The sequence below is a fragment of the Hymenobacter wooponensis genome, assembly GCF_004745865.1.
In the GTDB taxonomy this organism is placed as follows: domain Bacteria; phylum Bacteroidota; class Bacteroidia; order Cytophagales; family Hymenobacteraceae; genus Hymenobacter; species Hymenobacter wooponensis.
Genome location: NZ_SRKZ01000003.1, coordinates 785,971 through 802,221, shown reverse-complemented (window position 1 = coordinate 802,221; position 16,251 = coordinate 785,971). Strand labels below are relative to the sequence as shown.

15 protein-coding genes are annotated in these 16,251 nt (G+C 55.7%); 11 read left to right on the top strand and 4 right to left on the bottom strand.

The genetic code is table 11. From position 1 onward, the window contains the following. Positions 1–505: 505 nt before the first annotated feature. Positions 506–1,078, bottom strand: coding sequence for a recombinase family protein (locus EU557_RS13550; protein WP_135530965.1), 573 nt, complete (start codon positions 1,076–1,078; stop codon positions 506–508). A 293-nt stretch (positions 1,079–1,371) separates the two neighbouring features. Between EU557_RS13550 and EU557_RS13545 the strand changes: the two genes are divergently transcribed. The 7 genes from EU557_RS13545 (at position 1,372) to EU557_RS13525 (ending at position 5,346) form a co-directional block, all read left to right on the top strand. Continuing rightward, positions 1,372–1,818 carry a hypothetical protein gene (locus EU557_RS13545; protein ID WP_135530964.1) on the top strand — a complete coding sequence of 149 codons (447 nt, stop codon included), beginning with the start codon at positions 1,372–1,374 and terminating at the stop codon, positions 1,816–1,818. Between the two features lie 82 nt (positions 1,819–1,900). Continuing rightward, positions 1,901–2,755: a phage antirepressor KilAC domain-containing protein gene (locus EU557_RS13540; RefSeq protein WP_135530963.1), complete on the top strand. Its 855-nt coding sequence runs from the start codon at positions 1,901–1,903 to the stop codon at positions 2,753–2,755. A 139-nt stretch (positions 2,756–2,894) separates the two neighbouring features. Beyond that, a complete protein-coding gene (locus EU557_RS25495) occupies positions 2,895–3,053 on the top strand; it encodes a hypothetical protein (protein WP_167855197.1) in 159 nt (52 codons plus the stop codon). Positions 3,054–3,121: 68 nt separating this feature from the next. Then, positions 3,122–3,904 carry a Cthe_2314 family HEPN domain-containing protein gene (locus EU557_RS13535; RefSeq protein ID WP_135530962.1) on the top strand — a complete coding sequence of 261 codons (783 nt, stop codon included), beginning with the start codon at positions 3,122–3,124 and terminating at the stop codon, positions 3,902–3,904. 235 nt (positions 3,905–4,139) lie between these two features. Then, positions 4,140–4,415, top strand: a complete 276-nt coding sequence (locus EU557_RS25725) for a hypothetical protein (RefSeq protein WP_210116043.1) — start codon at positions 4,140–4,142, stop codon at positions 4,413–4,415. A gap of 81 nt (positions 4,416–4,496) precedes the next feature. Further along, positions 4,497–4,820, top strand: coding sequence for a hypothetical protein (locus EU557_RS13530; protein WP_135530961.1), 324 nt, complete (start codon positions 4,497–4,499; stop codon positions 4,818–4,820). Between the two features lie 67 nt (positions 4,821–4,887). Beyond that, positions 4,888–5,346: a hypothetical protein gene (locus tag EU557_RS13525; RefSeq protein WP_135530960.1), complete on the top strand. Its 459-nt coding sequence runs from the start codon at positions 4,888–4,890 to the stop codon at positions 5,344–5,346. A 30-nt stretch (positions 5,347–5,376) separates the two neighbouring features. Here the strand turns inward: EU557_RS13525 and EU557_RS13520 are convergent, their stop codons facing one another. From EU557_RS13520 to EU557_RS13510, 3 genes are all read right to left on the bottom strand, one after another. After that, positions 5,377–5,940: a hypothetical protein gene (locus EU557_RS13520; RefSeq protein WP_135530959.1), complete on the bottom strand. Its 564-nt coding sequence runs from the start codon at positions 5,938–5,940 to the stop codon at positions 5,377–5,379. A gap of 1,068 nt (positions 5,941–7,008) precedes the next feature. Next, positions 7,009–8,067, bottom strand: coding sequence for a 5-methylcytosine restriction system specificity protein McrC (locus tag EU557_RS13515; RefSeq protein WP_135530958.1), 1,059 nt, complete (start codon positions 8,065–8,067; stop codon positions 7,009–7,011). Next, positions 8,064–10,595, bottom strand: coding sequence for an AAA family ATPase (locus EU557_RS13510; protein WP_135530957.1), 2,532 nt, complete (start codon positions 10,593–10,595; stop codon positions 8,064–8,066). Before EU557_RS13510 ends, EU557_RS13515 begins: the two co-directional genes overlap by 4 nt. 127 nt (positions 10,596–10,722) lie before the next feature. Here EU557_RS13510 and EU557_RS13505 point away from each other — a divergent pair, with 127 nt between their 5' ends. The 4 genes from EU557_RS13505 (at position 10,723) to EU557_RS13490 (ending at position 16,201) form a co-directional block, all read left to right on the top strand. After that, complete coding sequence (locus EU557_RS13505) at positions 10,723–11,460, top strand: TIGR04255 family protein (protein ID WP_135530956.1); 738 nt, start codon at positions 10,723–10,725, stop codon at positions 11,458–11,460. A 44-nt stretch (positions 11,461–11,504) separates the two neighbouring features. Continuing rightward, entirely contained in the window at positions 11,505–12,158 is a 654-nt protein-coding gene (locus EU557_RS13500; RefSeq protein ID WP_135530955.1) for a hypothetical protein, read from the top strand. Positions 12,159–12,206: 48 nt separating this feature from the next. Continuing rightward, the gene (locus tag EU557_RS13495; RefSeq protein ID WP_135530954.1) at positions 12,207–12,860 is read left to right on the top strand and encodes a hypothetical protein; all 654 of its coding nucleotides are present in this window, start codon (positions 12,207–12,209) and stop codon (positions 12,858–12,860) included. Between the two features lie 1,016 nt (positions 12,861–13,876). Then, positions 13,877–16,201 (top strand): AAA domain-containing protein, encoded by a 2,325-nt coding sequence (locus tag EU557_RS13490; protein WP_167855196.1) that lies wholly within the window; start codon positions 13,877–13,879, stop codon positions 16,199–16,201. Positions 16,202–16,251: the final 50 nt, after the last annotated feature.

The following is a 16,251-nucleotide window of genomic DNA, read 5'->3' as shown; positions in this document are numbered from 1 at the left end:
TCGTAACCCGTAGCTCCTTTTTCAAAAAATATTTTACCCGGGGCACCGCGCAAAAGCTTTCTGCGGCTGGAACTACCACAGAACGACGGGCCAGTTGGCCAACTGGCCCGTCGCTAAGGAGAATTTTACCGAAAATTTTTTACAATCGATCCGGCCCGTCTCACTTCCAGTGCCCGGTTTACGGGAAAAATTTTCCTGGCGTTAGCAAGCGTGGCAACTTTTTTTTCTCTTTCTCGTAGCGCCGGCCCGGGCGAAAGGTTAGACCTTGACGAGTATATTCCTTTCGTGCCCGGGAAGACTTGTGAAAAAACAGTGAGATGTCGTTTTCGGCGTCATAGCGGAGCTTTTGCTCCGCCGGTTTCCCGTTTCCTTATTTCCTTTATCTGTATGCCGCCGAAAACGACATTCCTCTTCACCCTTTAGTTATCCACTGCCCCATCCTCGCTTTCAGCTTCTTTCGAGATTTTCCCTCTAGCTCGCCCGTACGGGGCGATGGGGGAGAAGCCTACGCCTTGCCCGTGGCGACGCCCAGGTGGGCCTGGTAGCGGTTGATGGTTGCCCTGCCCACCCCCAGCACCTGGCCAATCTCTGCCACCGTTTTCTCCTGCTGCTGGTAGAGCACCTTGGCGGCCTTCGCCAGCGCAGCCTTCGTCAAGCCCTTGGGCCTCCCACCTTGCCGCCTTCGGGCCCGGGCTGCCGCCAGCCCCGCCTTCGTGCGCTCCCTCGTGAGGTCGCGCTCAAACTCGGCCAGGCTCGCGAACAGATTGAACATTAGCCGGCCTTGGGCCGTGGTCGTGTCGAGTTTATCCTGCAAGCTCACGAAGAGCACGCCCTTCTTCTCTAGGAACGCCACCAGCGCGACCAAAACCTTCAGCGAGCGTCCCAGTCGGTCCAGTTTCCACAGCACCAACGTGTCGCCCTTGCGCAGATCGCCCAGCTGCTGCTGCTGCGCCGGCAGTTCCTTGGCGGAGGAAACCTTCTCCTGCACCACCTCAGCGCACCCGTGGGCCAGCAGCGCATCGATCTGGAGGTGGAGCTGCTGGTCGGGCGTGCTCACGCGGGCGTAGCCTATCATCATGGGGTAGTATTCTCAGTAAGTCAGCGAGCGCGAAGTGAGTGATACATTGATTTGCGAGATGCCCGGGTGAGACACATTTTCTGGCTGTTCCTCCCTTCGCCGGCGCCCTGGACCCTTGCCTCTACTAACGAGCGTTTGCCGAGACACCCGCGAGCGAGCCGGCCGTAGCCCAGGCAAAAATCAATCTCCCTGTCCTTTAGTTAGTTAGATAAATTTTCAAAAATGATGGCCTGGAAAGCCCTTCCAGGGCCCGCTAAAGCTGCTCGCCACGCACGTGCCCTGGTATTTAGGGCATGAACTTCAACGATAATCCCCGTCCCCACCGCGGTCGTCCCCACATCACTGCCCCCGGCCGCGACCGTGATCAAGAGCTGGCCCACCTGCGCCAGTGGTGGAACGCCCACCGCCTGGATCTGCCCCCGGCTGCTCGCATCGTTCGGGAGGCTGGCATGCCCATCACCTACGGCATCACTATCCTCAAAACGAAGGTACCTAGCCTGGCCACGCTGGACAAACTCTACGGGCCACTACGGCGCTTCGGCTATCAGCCCCTCTCGGACCCCCACCAGCCCATCCCATCACCCGAGAGCGAGGCGAAGGTGATCCCCCTGGTGGCCACCCCCGAGGAGAGCCCTATCTACCAGCACCGGCACCAGACTTTCGACCCCGGTGAGCCCACCATGCCCTCCGAGGCCTCGGGTACCACCTTCGATTGGTCCAACCCCTTGACCATAATATAAAAGATTTGCTCAGCAATCCTGGATGGCGCAGTCCGTGATCACCCAATGATCATACCTCACTTATAAATACGATCACCACCCGATGGACACCTTGATCCAACTGCAAGACGGCCCCGCCACGACCCCCGCCAAGCTGCAGAAGTACTTCACCCGCATCCTGCAGGCCGAAAGAAGCGGCCAGGAGTTTTGCGTAAACCTGCACGACATCTTCCGTATCGGCTACGCCCGCAAGGACAATGCCGTTAAGGCTCTGCGCAAGGGATACCTGGAAGATGTTGATTATCAAGTTGTCCGCAATCTGGCGGAAAACTCTCAGGGCGGCCGGCCCGAGGAAATCTACTTGCTGACCCTGAGCTGCGCCGAGCATTTAGCCGTGCGTGCCAATCGGGAGGTTTTCGAAATCTATCGCCAGTGCCGCCAGGCCATTCAGCAACTGATCACGACCCCGACGTTGCCGGACTTTACGGACCCCGCGGCCATGGCCAGAATCTGGGCGTCGGACTTCGAAACCAAGCGCGCCCAGCAGCAGCAGATCGAGCAGATCACGCTCCGGGCTGAGGCGTCCCACCAGGCTAACCTGCAACTCATGCAGAAGGCTGACAAGCAGAAGGCCGAGATGGACCTGCTTAACCAGAAGATTGAGTCCCAGGCCAAGGCCGTGGAGGCGATAGCGTTCCTGACTGACAGCCAGGAAACCTATACGCTGGAAGAAGCCGCCAAGATCGCGGGCATTGGCCGGGCTACGATGATGAAAGCACTACGCGAGAAAGGCATTCTACTGAAGTCCAGCGGCTTGCCAGCTGCTGCATTCCGTGAATGCTTTGATGTGAAGCGTGACATCTATACCGATCCTTTCTCCAAAACGGACCACCCCAAGATGAAGATCCTGATCACCGCTGTCAAAGGTATGGCCCTGCTCAAACGCCTCTTCGGCTAAGCTGGCAACTCAAATTTGTACCGCCAAATTATAGCGCACCGACAAACTATCGCATGACCACCCCCGCCTGCTAGAACGAGTTCGGCCCCTGCACCGTGCCTTGCGGCCAATGCATGACCACCCCCAACCGAACACTACCATGCAAAACGAGACTACCCAGCAGCAGGCCGACATCCAGCAAACGATGCTTATCGTCCTGCACACCATGCAGCAGTTGCTGGACGAGGCCAAAGGGCTTCGCCGCCAGCTCACGCAAGATTGCCAGCTCCAGGTCACCTTCAAGCACGCCGACAGATAGATAGGCGACGGATGGTATAGGATTTACAGCTAAGCCCAAACGCCCCAGGGTATGCCTACCTTGGGGTCATGGACGAGTTGGAATTCATCGACATACTGGAGGCCCACCTGCAGGGCATCACGGAAAAGTACGGCCTAAGCCGAATTTGGGGTGAGAAACCCGGCACCTACATTGTGCACGGCTTCAACCTGCAAGAAAGCTTTCACCAGGTGATCCAGCGTGTCTGGTTTCAGAAGCTCAACGGAGAAGTCAACCTCTATACCCTGGAAGGCCAGATTGTTTTCCAGCTGGAGGATGTCATCAACGTACTGGCCCACGTCATTCTCTATCGCACCCACGTGGCCCAGCAGCCCCGGGGCATTCAGTCCCATCGTAAGTGTGACCCACCCCCGCGCGACTACGAATTCATCAACCGCCAATACAGCACGCACCTGGATAGCGTCTTCGAGAAGCTCTACACCTTCTGGAACCACCAGGCCACGCTGCTCAACTATTACCTACCCAAGGGGCTTCCCACTAGATCGGTGAACTATATCCACGTGCTGGAAAAGATCCCGGATGAGTTCCTCCACCTAGAGGCCGCTCAGTGGCTGCTCGACTTCAAGCAAACGAAGTACAAGGACTTCAACGAGCTGCGCAAGCACGTAGTCCACTACGGCCCCTTTCAAGCCCGCAACCAGATGAGCATGGTCTACTCCCACGACCAGCAGGCCAAACGGGAAGAGTTGCTGGAGTATCTGAACGCCCCGATAATGCTACGTGAGATGGTATTCCTTGCCCGGGAGTCCTACTACCACCTGCTGCACCTGCTGGAAGCCATGGATGCCGTGTACTACCCTAAGCCCGCCTAGTACTGCTGATCATTTTCCGTAAACTGGGTCAACCATTAACTCAACGTCATAGAATTCGGAAAATTTAACGCGCAGCAGTCTGGCCAGAAGGTAGTATGTTGTATCGATGGACGAGCTACAACTTTTGCAGCAATGGGAAGAGAAGATCATAGAGATCTTCCACCGAGAAAGTCTGACCTCTTTGCAGGGTTTAGATCCCAATCGGCGATACCACTATAAAGGTGTTCAGCTGCTAATGCGCTTCAATGAAGTATCCCGACGGTGTGTCAATAAGCATAAGGGTGCTTTCAACTGGTACACGCTAGAGAAGGACCTGTATTTCATTTCTGATGAAGTGCTCTACTACTTGGCGCACGTTTACCTACATCACCCTTATATCAACAATACCCTAGAGGGGGCCTTTAAGCCCCCTGGGTATTCGCATACGATATATCCTAATTATCAGAACCGCGAGGCTAAGCGGTATGATATGCACGTGGATACCGTCTTTGAGAAGCTTTATGGGTTCTAGAACCGGCTGGCGACAATCGTTAACTTCTTTCTGCCTGATGACAAGGCGTTAAAGGCAAATGCGATTGACTTCTCCAGGGTGATGGACCGAATCCCGGAGAAGTATGCTCAGCACGAGGCTTACAAGTGGTTATTAGACTTTAAGGAGAACGCCTACCGTAGGTTTAACGACAAGCGCAAGGCTGTCGTGCACCATGCCACGTCAGGAACCGCTTTCGCTGCCCGTCACCTCCAGGCCAAAGGGTATCAGGAGCATGAGGAACTGATGGCGGACCGCTTGGCATTAGCCGACTTCCTACGTGATAACATGCTGCTCACCATCGAGTCTTACTATCAGACGTTGGAGCTGCTTGCCGAAATCGATGCCCAGGATTTCAACCTGCCCGAGTATGAGATGAGTCAATAGGCCCACCAGTCACCCGTAACCCCGTGGCCCGGTTTCCCAGCGAGACCGGGCCACGGCTATTTACGGCATGCAACACGAATTACCACCCCGGCCAGTGGGTAGGCCCACCAAGCTCACCACGGCCTTCCTGCAGTCCGCCCAGCACGTGCTTTTCGAAGACAAGGCCACCATCATCTACACCAATGCCGAGCTGCTGGACGCCATCAACGAAAGCCTGCCCTCAGATGAGCAGATCAGTCCTCGCACGTTCGAGAGCTGGAAGGCCAGGGCCATGAGAGGGGAGGAGCCAACTGCGGGCTTTATTGAAGACCAATTTCTGCAGTTTTATAAAAAGACATTACGGGAGCAGAAGAAAGCCATCATTATTGCCTTCAGCACCGATATGCAGTGGCAACGGTGGGCGTGGATTCTGGAGCGCAAGTTCACAGAGTGGAATCTGAAGCACCTGAGTCAGGTGGACCACACCACGGGAAGAGAGCCGCTTAACCAGCTCAGTGATGCTGTGCTCGATGCGAAGATTCAGTAACTGCTGGGCGCCTAAGCTTCGGCAGCCGCTTCAGAAGTTGATGGGTTTGGCACCGGCGTAGCGGTTCAGGTCGATCCCATACGTACACAGACAGAAATTTCGGTATGCTCGGTAATAGCCCCGATCTAGGTGCAGTTCAGAGTGGCGTTCGAATTCGCGATCAGCCCACTGCCAAGCCCGAATCTCTCGACCCCTTACCAATTCTTGATATTCAGGTGTCTGCCTTTCTTCATCAGTAAAGACTTGCGGCAGCTTCTGAGGGTCAAAGGCGTGACCCATTTCGTGTAGTATATCAAACACAATCTCCTTGTTGTCCCCGGTGACCGGAATAGACTTAATACGCAAGCCGTAGCTATAGCCCCCTTTAATCGGGGTGGTTAAGCATCTTGACTCCTGATAGCGCTCTCCCCAGAAGAGTTCGATCTGATGACCTTTGCCCAGATAATGCAACTGTTCAATGACCGGGTTGTACTGCAGGACCTGAATTTTGTCTTTAAACTCGGCGATGCGGCGTTCAATGGGTGGTCTTTCGTGCAACGGGATGTTGGAGTAATCTATCGGGCTCTCGGCGTCTTGCGGTAATTCGGGAGTCATCGGGAAGGAGTAGATGATATTTAGCCTGGTGAATGCAACAGGTGAATTAATACGGGAGCAAGTACGCTATAAGCTACTGCGGCAGCCTGACAACGAGGAAAAACTTCAGCTACTTGAGCTGCTGCAGAAAATCAAACGTCGCTGGTGCTACCTGGCGCGCCTAGAGAAGCTCGTCCCCACGGGCAACTGGTTCATCTGGCTCTTCCTCGCTGGCCGGAGCTTGAGAAACCCCGCACTGCGGCCGAGTAAGTTAGCCTCTTCTTGCGTAAGCAAAGTCCAAAACTTATGTGTACACAACCCATCTTTCTGCTGTTAATGGGCAAAATCAGAGGCGGATAAATGAGCATTCGTACCCCCGATCTTACTAGAAATTACGGTTTGAAGCATTCTGAACCAGAATACATCGCCCGCGAGAGTACAGGAAGCCCTATACTCCCCCGTATAGGTCGCTTATATCCCCCCTCCCCCGGGGTAGGGAGGCCCCCCGGGGGTGTAGCGGGAGCAGCGCCAAAAATTTTTCGTCCAGAAATTACTGCGTGATGGCTCTCAGTATACTGCTGCGCTGGGGCAGCCCTGAGCGAAAGCTATCGACCTCCCGCACCCAGAGGTTCGAAGCAAACTTACTGCTCCAGGAACAGCACGTTTTTCCGGGGTATAGAGCGGGGCACTAGACGCATATTGTTTTTCGGAAAGGCGAAACTCAACCATCCGCTCTTCCTCTTCCAACAGGGCCCGAAAGGTCACGCATCGGTTGTCGGTGCCCTGACCCGTAAGCAGGGGGGCGACGCAATCCGCAGCGGCACGTACAACCCGTTCGGGGAAGTATACTTTCAAGAGCTGATCGCTCACGGCCAAAGCGCCTACCTGGTTAAACGTGAGCCGGGTTTTATGGATAGGGTCGTCATTGAGCGTAAACATCATATAAGATGTACGCAGCTAAAAGGTTGACCAAGCGCTGAACAGAACTCTCCAAGAAGGCAGACATGCCTGTGCAAATTCCATCGTGATGCAGCAATGTCTGTCAACGTTCAAAGTTGCAGGCTTAATTATGTTGTGATCCTATTAAAATCAATTTTTATAGGGTTGTAGAGGTGTCAGTAAAGCCAGTAAATCGTTTTCTACCTGCTGCCAGGGTTGATTAAGGTTAAGGGTGGCTACGCGCAGATGGTGCGGTGTGCCGTTTAGCGAATAGGTATGTTGAAAAGACGAATTGACCGCCGGATATAGAAGCAAGCCTTCAACAGGACGGGCAAGGTCCTGTAAACGCGCATGCTGCACGTAGGCATAGAGCTGGTACAAGTGGCCGGAAATCAGTTTTTCCTTGTCGTAATGCGTCTTGAGGGCTTGCTTGTAGTATTTACAATCGAGGATAATCTTGCGCGTATCGGCAGAAAGAGAGACGTCGGTTCTCATCTGCGGGAGCAGGTCATTTGCTGCGTTGCTGTCTGGCGTAAGCGCCCAGGTAAGTTGCTCAGCGCTGACTGCAAACTCTTTCTGCCGAAGGCGGTAGAAGTTGCGCACAAACCGCTCAAACAGAGTGGCCATTTGCTTTTCGTTGCCACTGAAGCCACGAAACAGACGCTCACCATTTTGCTGGGTAAGCATAACCTCCTCGTGAATGAGCTGGCATACGCTTAGCAGCAAGCGGTAATAAGCGGTGTGGCGATGCAGCTTTACTGTGTCGAATACGCGCACGTTGGACACGGGCAGGAGCGTAACATCGGCCAGCCGTACGTAAAGACTACGTACTTCCCAACGAAGTTTGCCAGCCAGCTTGGGGGCAGTGAGCAGGTGGTGCAGGGTAGCTTTGAGTAGACGATTAACAGGTACGTCATGACTTAACTCGTCGTAGGTGCACCACGCGCGAGCTTTAGACAGCGTCTGTTGGCGGATAGAGTCACTGAGTAACAATTTACCCCGCAGACGACCTGTCAGCTCCGTTTCGGGTACGTAGTCGCGAGCCAGGCCGCACTTGAGTATGTGTGTAGTACCCTGCACCAACACCCGGGTCAGTAAGTCGAGCAGAGAGTCGGATGGCTCGGCTGTGACGGCCACCGTTTTGGCTTCCTCTAACTGGTCCCAGGCGTAGGTGAGCAAGTGATAGAGATTCTGAACCGGGATGCTCATTCTACTACCGCTCCTTGCTCGAGTGCGAGAATAGCTTTAGCAGCCCGCGTCTCCGCGTCGAACCAATACTCGCGCAGTAGCGGGGCAATATCGTGCTGCACTATGGCTGACCACCACGCCTCAGGAGTTTGACCGCCGAGTGGGGTACAGAAGTAACTGTGACCGATAAGAAAACCCGCACCCAGGTTCTTGTCGTCGTGAATGGTTTTATTAAGGTCCTCTACCTGTTTCACAACCTTAGTGGCCAGAGAGGCCGGGACTTGCAGTTCTACCAAGTGCTGCACCAGTTTATCGCCCAGCATAGGTATTAGATCCACGAAGGTGAAACGACGGCGCAGGGCATAATCTACCAAAGCCAAGCTCCGGTCGGCGGTATTCATCGTGCCGATGACGTAGAGGTTGGGCGGCAGGTAGAAGGGTGCCTCACCCTCTTTACGATAAGTGAGTGGCAGCGCGTACTGGGCACTGCGCTTGTCGGCTTCGAGTAGCATGAGCAACTCGCCGAATATCTTGCTCAGGTTGCCCCGGTTGATTTCATCGATGATGAAGAAGTAGTCGTGTGCCTGGTCGTGTTGGGCTTTGCGCACGAAGTCGATGAATACGCCGTTGGCCAACTCGAAACCGCCGGTAGCTGTAGGCCGCCAGCCCCGGATGAAATCCTCATAGCTGTAGCTCTGATGGAACTGCACGAGTTGCACGCGGTTGTCATCCTGTTCCTGCATCTGCAGCCAGGCTAGCCGGCGTGCTACGTACGTCTTGCCTACGCCGGGCGGGCCCTGCACTATCAGGTTTTTCTTGCGCTTCAGCGCTGCCTGCAGGTGTTGGATATCGGCAGTAGCTAGAAACAGGTCCTGCTCGGCCTCGGCTAGGGTGTAGGGGGGCAGCGGGGGAGCCTCGATGCGCAGGGCCCGTTTGAAGATAGCATCAAACTCATTAGGTGTGAGCTTGTAGAGGCTACCCATCTTGAAGGTCAGCGGCTCGCTTTGAGTCAGCTCCGGCATCTGCTTCAGTTGGTGCAGCGTCAGCTCCTCGCGCACAAATTCTTTGACTCGCAGAGAAATGATATCGTTTTTGGGGTCGGGCTTGCTATTTTCCGTCCCGGCTTCCGGCTCCGTTTCCTCCTCGTTGGAATGAACGCCCTCTGTGATTTCTAATATAGCCTTAATGCGCTTGGTGGGGGTAGTTTCGTAACCGATAACCAAATCTCCGGGCTTTACCTGCTGAAAATGGGCGTACACATTGCGCTTGTTACCCTTCTCGTTGTGGGTAGTCCAGGTCTGCTCCTGGCCCACTTCAAAATCCGCTACTTTCCAATAGTCGGCGTTAATGTTGAGCCACCAATAGGCCGGAGGACCGGCCGTCGTCGGTGATTCGTCTGCTGCTTCGGGTTCTTCCAACAACTCGTCGTCAGGGTCCTCGTCGGTAACTTCAGGACCCACCAACTGGGCTAAGGCGGCCCGCTGGGCTGGCAGACGGGCGTAGGCAGCCTGAATTTCCGGCCATTTGGCCGTGCGGGTCCAGGGGTTGTTGCCCGTGAGAAACGGCGTGTCCGCCAGCTCTACCGGGTGTGTGAGTACCCATTCGGCCGGGCAGTAGAAAGGTAAGTTGTCATGGTCGTCGTAGTCGAAGCGACCTGTGAGCAGGCCGACCCCCAGCACCTGGCGGGGCCCCCTGACGACGACGACCACGTCGCCGGGCCGGGCTTCATCCAGCTGGCGGCGCACGGAATCAGAGGGGCCCGCCGTGCCGGCCAGGAGCTGCCCGAATAAGGGACGGACGACTCCTTGGCTCTGGTATCGGTTCCAGACGCCCGTGGCCCCTGAGCGCATTTCTACCTGCACGCACCAGTACGCCCGGGGGTGAGGAGCCGGATTGGGATACTTGCCGGCCAGCATATCGGCGCAGCGCAGCTCGGCCCGTTGGCGCATCTTGTCAAACTGCACCTGGGTAAGACGGTGCCCCCCCACCCAAGTGGGCGTACGAGCAGCATGAGCGGCCACCGCTTCGTCGATGCCGGGCATAGTAGCATCCAATGTATCGTTCAGAGTCGTGAGCAGGTCTTCCAGCGTTGGGATGTTGCGGGCGACGGTGTAGGTGAGCTGCAGCATCCGGTTAGTGAGCGGAGCCGCCACCCAGTGAACTCTCTGGGGCCATTGAACGACCTGTAGTGCATCAAACAGCCCCACGGAGGGCAGCGTATTCTCGTGAAACTGGGCTTGTGGGTCGGCGGGGCGTTCCTTGGCCAGCAGCAGCTCTACCCGCAATCCAAACGTGCCATCAGGGTTTACCCGCACGATGTAGTCGAGCAGGTCCATGGCCGAGCCGGGGAAGCCGATGGGGATATACCACAGTGTGAAGGCGAAGTATTGATTGTTGAGGGACTTATTGGTGCCAATAAACAGTCCCTGGGAGGGCGAGGACTCTTTGCTGAACTTTTGGCGGAGGGAGAACCGGAAGTCCGGCTCGGCGGTATGGCGGGTGAGCAAGTGGCGGTACACGGCCACCTGGGTAGACAGATAGTTGCTCATAACGAATAGATAATAGCCGGAGGCGACCGGCCAAGAGGGTGTGAAAGTCGTAAACCACCCGGCAACGGCCAAACCTTTCGCCCGGAAGCTGGCTTATTTGCATACTACATTGTTATTTGCGCGGCCCATGCCCAATAAACAGCTACCTATCCGTATTTCACCTCATGCCCTGCTGGCTACCCTGGTAGAAGTGCGCTACACGTTGCGCAAGCCGCTGGAACTGGCTTTGGGCGAGTTCGGGCAAGTGCTGCAGCCTGACTTTGTGTACGAGCACCAGCTGATGGAACTAGTAAAGCAGCAAACGAAGGAAGAAGCTGAACCGCTGTTTCATGGCCAGGGCATATCCGTTCGGATCCGGCCGGAGGGTTTGCTGTTCAACTGCGTATCGGCTACGGCTACGCCGCCGCCGGGCAGTAATGGCGACTATCTGGGTTGGACTCGCTACTTCGAGTTGATACAAGAAGTGCTAACCCGCTTGCAGAGTACCAACGCGGTGGCCGAATATTCGGGACTGGCTGTGCGTTACGTAAATGCCCTACCAGGCATTGAGTTGAACAAGCAGCTACAAATTCAGCTGCCTACGCTTGGCTCTCTGCCCGAGCCCGACAGCACGTTTTACCAGGCTACCTTCAGCGACGAACTGGGCTTTCGCATTGCGTTGCAGCTTACCGACCGCCAGCCAGTGCCCGGCCAAACGGGGCTAAGCTCCGTATTTGATATTACGGTACGGGCCGCAACGCCGCAAATCGAACTACCTACGCTGTTTGCCCGCCTCGATCAGGCGCATACGCGGGAGAAAGAAATATTCTTCGGCCTGCTCGACGAAGCGTTTCTAGCCCAGCTCGACCCCGTATATCCGGAGTAGGCTTTCGGCCCGATGTCATCTATTTACCTACTTACTCGTCCGCTATGTCTGCTACTACCACTGCTCCCGAAACTGCCGTCTTCGCCCCGATGCCTGCCCGACGTAGTGTGTACCAGCAGGTAGCAGTATTCGATGCTAATAGCTATGGGATACCCATGTGGACGGCAGACGAGCCCCAATTATCCATTGCGACACCCTTGTCGCGGACTACCACCCAGCGCCGTGTATCCCCACCAACGCCCGCAATTAACGCTACCGAGCTACGGGTGCGCTGGGTGGCCGACCGGGCTTTGCGAGAAATGGAAACCGTAGGCCGACAGCTGGCTACTAAACACGCTTACTATGATGGAATTGAAAGGGACCACATATTGACGGTGGTAGCCTTGCTCACGGTGCATATTTGGCAGCAGGCATCCCCTCTCGACCTCACGTTCACTCTTACCTACGACCAGAGCCTGCACGTGCGGGCTACCCTACCGCAGGGGGCGCTGCACATATCGGTGCTGTTTACGCCTGGCCTCGATCCGCTGCAGAACCAGGGCGCGTGTGAGGAAGAAGACAATAGTGTGCTGTCGATATTTGGCCCCGACGGCCACTGGCAAGCTGGGGCTGAGGGGACTTTGATGCACTGTATGGTGACATTACCAACCTTGCTGCTGGCGCCGGAAGTCACCAGATCTACTCACTCCGTGAGCTAACAGCTGTTATTAAATTTACTGAATTATCTGTTCTCAGCGTATTCCTGCTTGTATCCCGCGCATTTACTTCCTGCCTCTACGTACCGCCTGCTGCCGCCCACTGTGCTGACACCTGGCTGGCTGTTGCGGCGTACTGATGACGCCGTAGTCTTTCTCAGCCAGCGGGCCGCCAACGGCCGCCCCTATCTGCGCGCCGACCAGATTGCTTCGCCGTCTCAACGCTTACCGGAAGGATTGTCCGTGAACTTGCTCGGGCAGTTTCAGCTGGCCGACGCGGCCTGGGCACCCGTTACCGCTACCGGAAGAATCTACCTGCGCGAATACTGGCAGCCCAACAATGCGGTGATTGCGCCCGCACCGCATGCTGACCAGCATATGCAGGCGACTCCCCCCCAACAGTGGGATGCTTACGGCCTAGCTGTGGCCGAAGTAAACGGCTGCCCGCTCACTACTACACGGGGTTCCTTTGTGGTACACGTACTCCATGCCCCCACGGGCTGGAACTACTGGCACTGCGAGCTACGCTTCCGGCATACCACCGACGGCTGGGCCAACGCGCCCGGCACGTATTCCGACCACCAGTTGCGCAAGGTAGGGGAGGCTATTCGGCAGGCGTTTCAGGAGGCCGGCCTAGCTCAGCCGCTTACGGCCGTGGGCAGCCCGCAGGACTGGCCTGCCGCCCTTTACGACAGCGCCGCTTAGCTACGCTAGCCCGGCGGCCGGTATTCTTTTTCCTCAAGATGGCAATGGTGAATCTCCAACTGCATATTTGCCGGAGTACAGTAAGTAAGAAGCCCGGAGCTGGCTATACTTACTGACGTTAGTGATCTATATTATCCTCAACTTTCTCAGTTATGTCATCGCGTCCCCGTCAACTATCCGGTTTAGAGGATCATCGAAACAGCTGGCAGGTTTTTATTGAAGCTCAAGAAGCTGTAGTCCGGCACCGGGAACGCCCCCTTAAAATTAAGCTACCTGAAGAAGAAAATTTTTCTTCAAGTGAAGTGCGGCTGGAAATCATTCCAACCGATAACAAAGCAAAATTCTATCAACAGGCTAAGTCATTACTCGGCCTTCAGGAATCTGCTATTGATGCCCGGCTAGGCTACTTCTCTCTGCCGTGGAATACTGCTGCCACTACGAACAACTTTTTAAAGTTAGCCGAAGTAGCCGAGCAATGTTATTTCTCCTACCAGCCGCAGCCCGTCCTACAGGGTTCGGTACGAAAGCGCCGCCATACCCCCGAAGCGGTAAAGCAACAGGTTGAGCTTTTATTAAACCGAGCCGAACTCGCTAGGCCATTTCAAGTCGACCAGTCTAAAGCAGCAGAAGACTCACAAATTAAGGTAAGCATCAGACTGCTGGGCATAGCAGAAACTCCTGAGAGCACCAACGGTGAACGTAATTTTTTGCGCTGGACTCGCGCAGAGGCCGCACTAGCTATGCGTCAAACCTTGACCGCTGCCGGTTTTGTCTGGCAAGGAGTTAAGGCTACTTTATGCACAGTCACCGAGCCAGAAAAAACCTGGACATTAAATGCCGATGAATACAGCCACGCGACGCTACTTGCCTACTTAGAGGAACTAAAGCGCGGAGTAGGGGTGCAGATTCAGGACTTAGTATACTGCTTTAGGACTACTTCGGGTAATAAAACAGAGCAAGCTAGCTGCCTTGAAGCATTGGCAGGCCGCCTGAAAGCGGCATTTCCCAATATAAAGTTGGAAGCAGACCTCGAATGGCGACAGCTTACTTTCACACACTATTTTTCTTTTGCAAAGCGCGTCTCCGAAAACCTGCGCTTACATAACCTGCTTGACAGTTTTCGTCCTGAACTAGAACGCTTACAGCTGGCTCTGCAGCTGCCCCCACAGGACAGGCTTGTATTTCGGGCGAAAGAAGAACCCCAACGATTTGTAAAAGACGAAGCTGAACGGCTGCAACAGTTGCGGGGCGAAGAAATTACTATCGGTGAAGGTCCGGCCCGCCTCCCGTTGGGTCAGTTGGTACGTGTAAAGTACCCGTTCATCTACATCGGGTTGCCCCCAGAATGCACCGATGAGCATCGCGATAGCCTGCTCACCCGGCTACGAGCAGCCGGTGAGGTCCGCCCTAACCTGACCGGGGACCGTGAGAAGCTGTACCGCCTTTCCCAAGCCCTACGACGTGTAAATAACCCAGAAGCAGCGCTACCCAACCCGCAGACCCGCCGGGCGCTATTTGACTCAACTGCCGCTGGTGGCGCTGCAAATCCTGGCGAGCTAGAGCCAGATTCAGCTACTTGGCGCGAAGTAGCTACTCACTCTTATTTGCCTCTCAACCCCGCGCAGCACGCCGCTGTAGTAGCCAGCCTGCTCACCCCGGACTTAGCGTTGGTTCAAGGCCCGCCCGGCACCGGTAAGTCTACCGCTATTTCACAGATTATATGGCACTTAGTACGCCAGAATCCCCAGCACCGTATCCTGCTCACGTCGGAAACCAATACCGCTGTAGATAATGCTCTTGAGAAGCTTGAGCACGGCACGCACAACTTGGTTAGGCCCGTGCGCATTGGCGACGAGAGCAAGCTGGAGCGCGAAGGTGGACGCTACGCCCTCAGTCGCCTTACCGCCTGGGCTGAAAACTCAGTCGACGACCTGACGGCCGAACAGCAGGACAACGCCCTTACGCGCTGGCTGCGCAACATAGCTCGCCGCGCTGAAGTACAGGCCCCTGCGGAACTGCCCGCCGAGCTACGTGAAGCCTGGGTTGTGGCGCTAGCTTCCCCATCGGCTACTACAAAAAGCAGCGTGCTAAGTCGGTATCTGGCCCATACCAATGTGATTGGAGCTACGGGCGGTGCCCTCGGCGAAAAAACGACTCGCCAGACTCCTACCCAGTTCTTCCGGCAATATCAGCGTGTTTTTGGCTCCAAGCTGTGCGTTACAGATAAAACAAAGCAGTTAATTCAAGAGCAGCAGTACATTAAAGCCGAGAGGTTTGGGTTAGCAAACCTGCTTCCTCCAAAGTCGGTACCGCGAGGTATCCGCTTCGACGTGGTAGTAATGGATGAAGCCAGCAAAGCCACCCCGCCCGAACTGGCCCTGGCCCTGATTCACGCCCACCGGGCCGTAGTAATTGGCGACCACCGCCAACTGCCTCCGCTACTCGACCAAGAGGAATTCCGTAATACCCTTGAGGCTGCTGGTGCGCCCGAGTTAGCCCGGCAGTTTTCCCGCGCCGATGCTGAGACATCACAGTTTGAGCGGCTATTTACGCAGCCGGGCTTACAGCCCGGCGTGCTTTCGCGCTTTGATACGCAGTATCGGATGCACCCTGATATCAATGAGGTAATTAAACAGTTTTACGTCGCCGACGGTGGCCTGAACTGCGGCATTCCTACTACGTTGGCTGACGTTCCTGACCTAAGCCACCCCCTGAGTCGCTACCACGGCCTGAGCCACCCGGCCTTACTCACGCCGGCTGACCACTTGGTATGGGTCGAGGTGGATGCGCCTGAAATGCTGGCTGGCACTTCCCGCGTCAACCCAACTGAGGTGGAGGCTGTGCGGGCGGTGTTGTCTTGTCTAGCCGGGAGCCAGGGCTTTGCTGATTTTCAGCGTCACTGGACTAAACCAGAAGACCAGGAAGTTGCGCTGATTACTTTCTACGGCCGCCAAGTACGACTACTCAAGGAGGTAGAAGCGGAGTTTGCAAGCCGTGTGCCCACCCGTTTACAAACGGTAGATAAATTTCAGGGCATGGAGCGCAACATCGTTGTTGTGTCGCTGGTGCGCAGCGATATGCTGGCCTACGCTCACCCTTCCACCCCCGACCTGGATACATACCCGGACAGCTACGGCTACCCGCCTCAGCCAAGCCTGGGCTTTGCTCAGTTTCCCAACCGGCTTAACGTGGCCCTCTCGCGGGCCAAGCGCCTGCTGGTAATTGTGGGCAACAGCCGGCACTTCAGCCGGCACGACTGCTACCGCCGGGTGTATGAAACGGTGCAGGCCCGTGGGCGTGTCGTGCCCTATACCGACCTGCTTCCTTACTTGTCTGCCTGAGTTCGTTTGCCCGCTATGTCACTTTCTACGATTGCTACTCCTTATCCGGG

Bases quoted from the DNA above. Each gene is read 5' to 3' on its own strand.
- EU557_RS13550 (WP_135530965.1), bottom strand. From the start codon at position 1,078: ATGATGATAGGCTACGCCCGCGTGAGCACGCCCGACCAGCAGCTCCAC.
- EU557_RS13545 (WP_135530964.1), top strand. From the start codon at position 1,372: ATGAACTTCAACGATAATCCCCGTCCCCACCGCGGTCGTCCCCACATC.
- EU557_RS13540 (WP_135530963.1), top strand. From the start codon at position 1,901: ATGGACACCTTGATCCAACTGCAAGACGGCCCCGCCACGACCCCCGCC.
- EU557_RS25495 (WP_167855197.1), top strand. From the start codon at position 2,895: ATGCAAAACGAGACTACCCAGCAGCAGGCCGACATCCAGCAAACGATG.
- EU557_RS13535 (WP_135530962.1), top strand. From the start codon at position 3,122: ATGGACGAGTTGGAATTCATCGACATACTGGAGGCCCACCTGCAGGGC.
- EU557_RS25725 (WP_210116043.1), top strand. From the start codon at position 4,140: ATGCGCTTCAATGAAGTATCCCGACGGTGTGTCAATAAGCATAAGGGT.
- EU557_RS13530 (WP_135530961.1), top strand. From the start codon at position 4,497: ATGGACCGAATCCCGGAGAAGTATGCTCAGCACGAGGCTTACAAGTGG.
- EU557_RS13525 (WP_135530960.1), top strand. From the start codon at position 4,888: ATGCAACACGAATTACCACCCCGGCCAGTGGGTAGGCCCACCAAGCTC.
- EU557_RS13520 (WP_135530959.1), bottom strand. From the start codon at position 5,940: ATGACTCCCGAATTACCGCAAGACGCCGAGAGCCCGATAGATTACTCC.
- EU557_RS13515 (WP_135530958.1), bottom strand. From the start codon at position 8,067: ATGAGCATCCCGGTTCAGAATCTCTATCACTTGCTCACCTACGCCTGG.
- EU557_RS13510 (WP_135530957.1), bottom strand. From the start codon at position 10,595: ATGAGCAACTATCTGTCTACCCAGGTGGCCGTGTACCGCCACTTGCTC.
- EU557_RS13505 (WP_135530956.1), top strand. From the start codon at position 10,723: ATGCCCAATAAACAGCTACCTATCCGTATTTCACCTCATGCCCTGCTG.
- EU557_RS13500 (WP_135530955.1), top strand. From the start codon at position 11,505: ATGTCTGCTACTACCACTGCTCCCGAAACTGCCGTCTTCGCCCCGATG.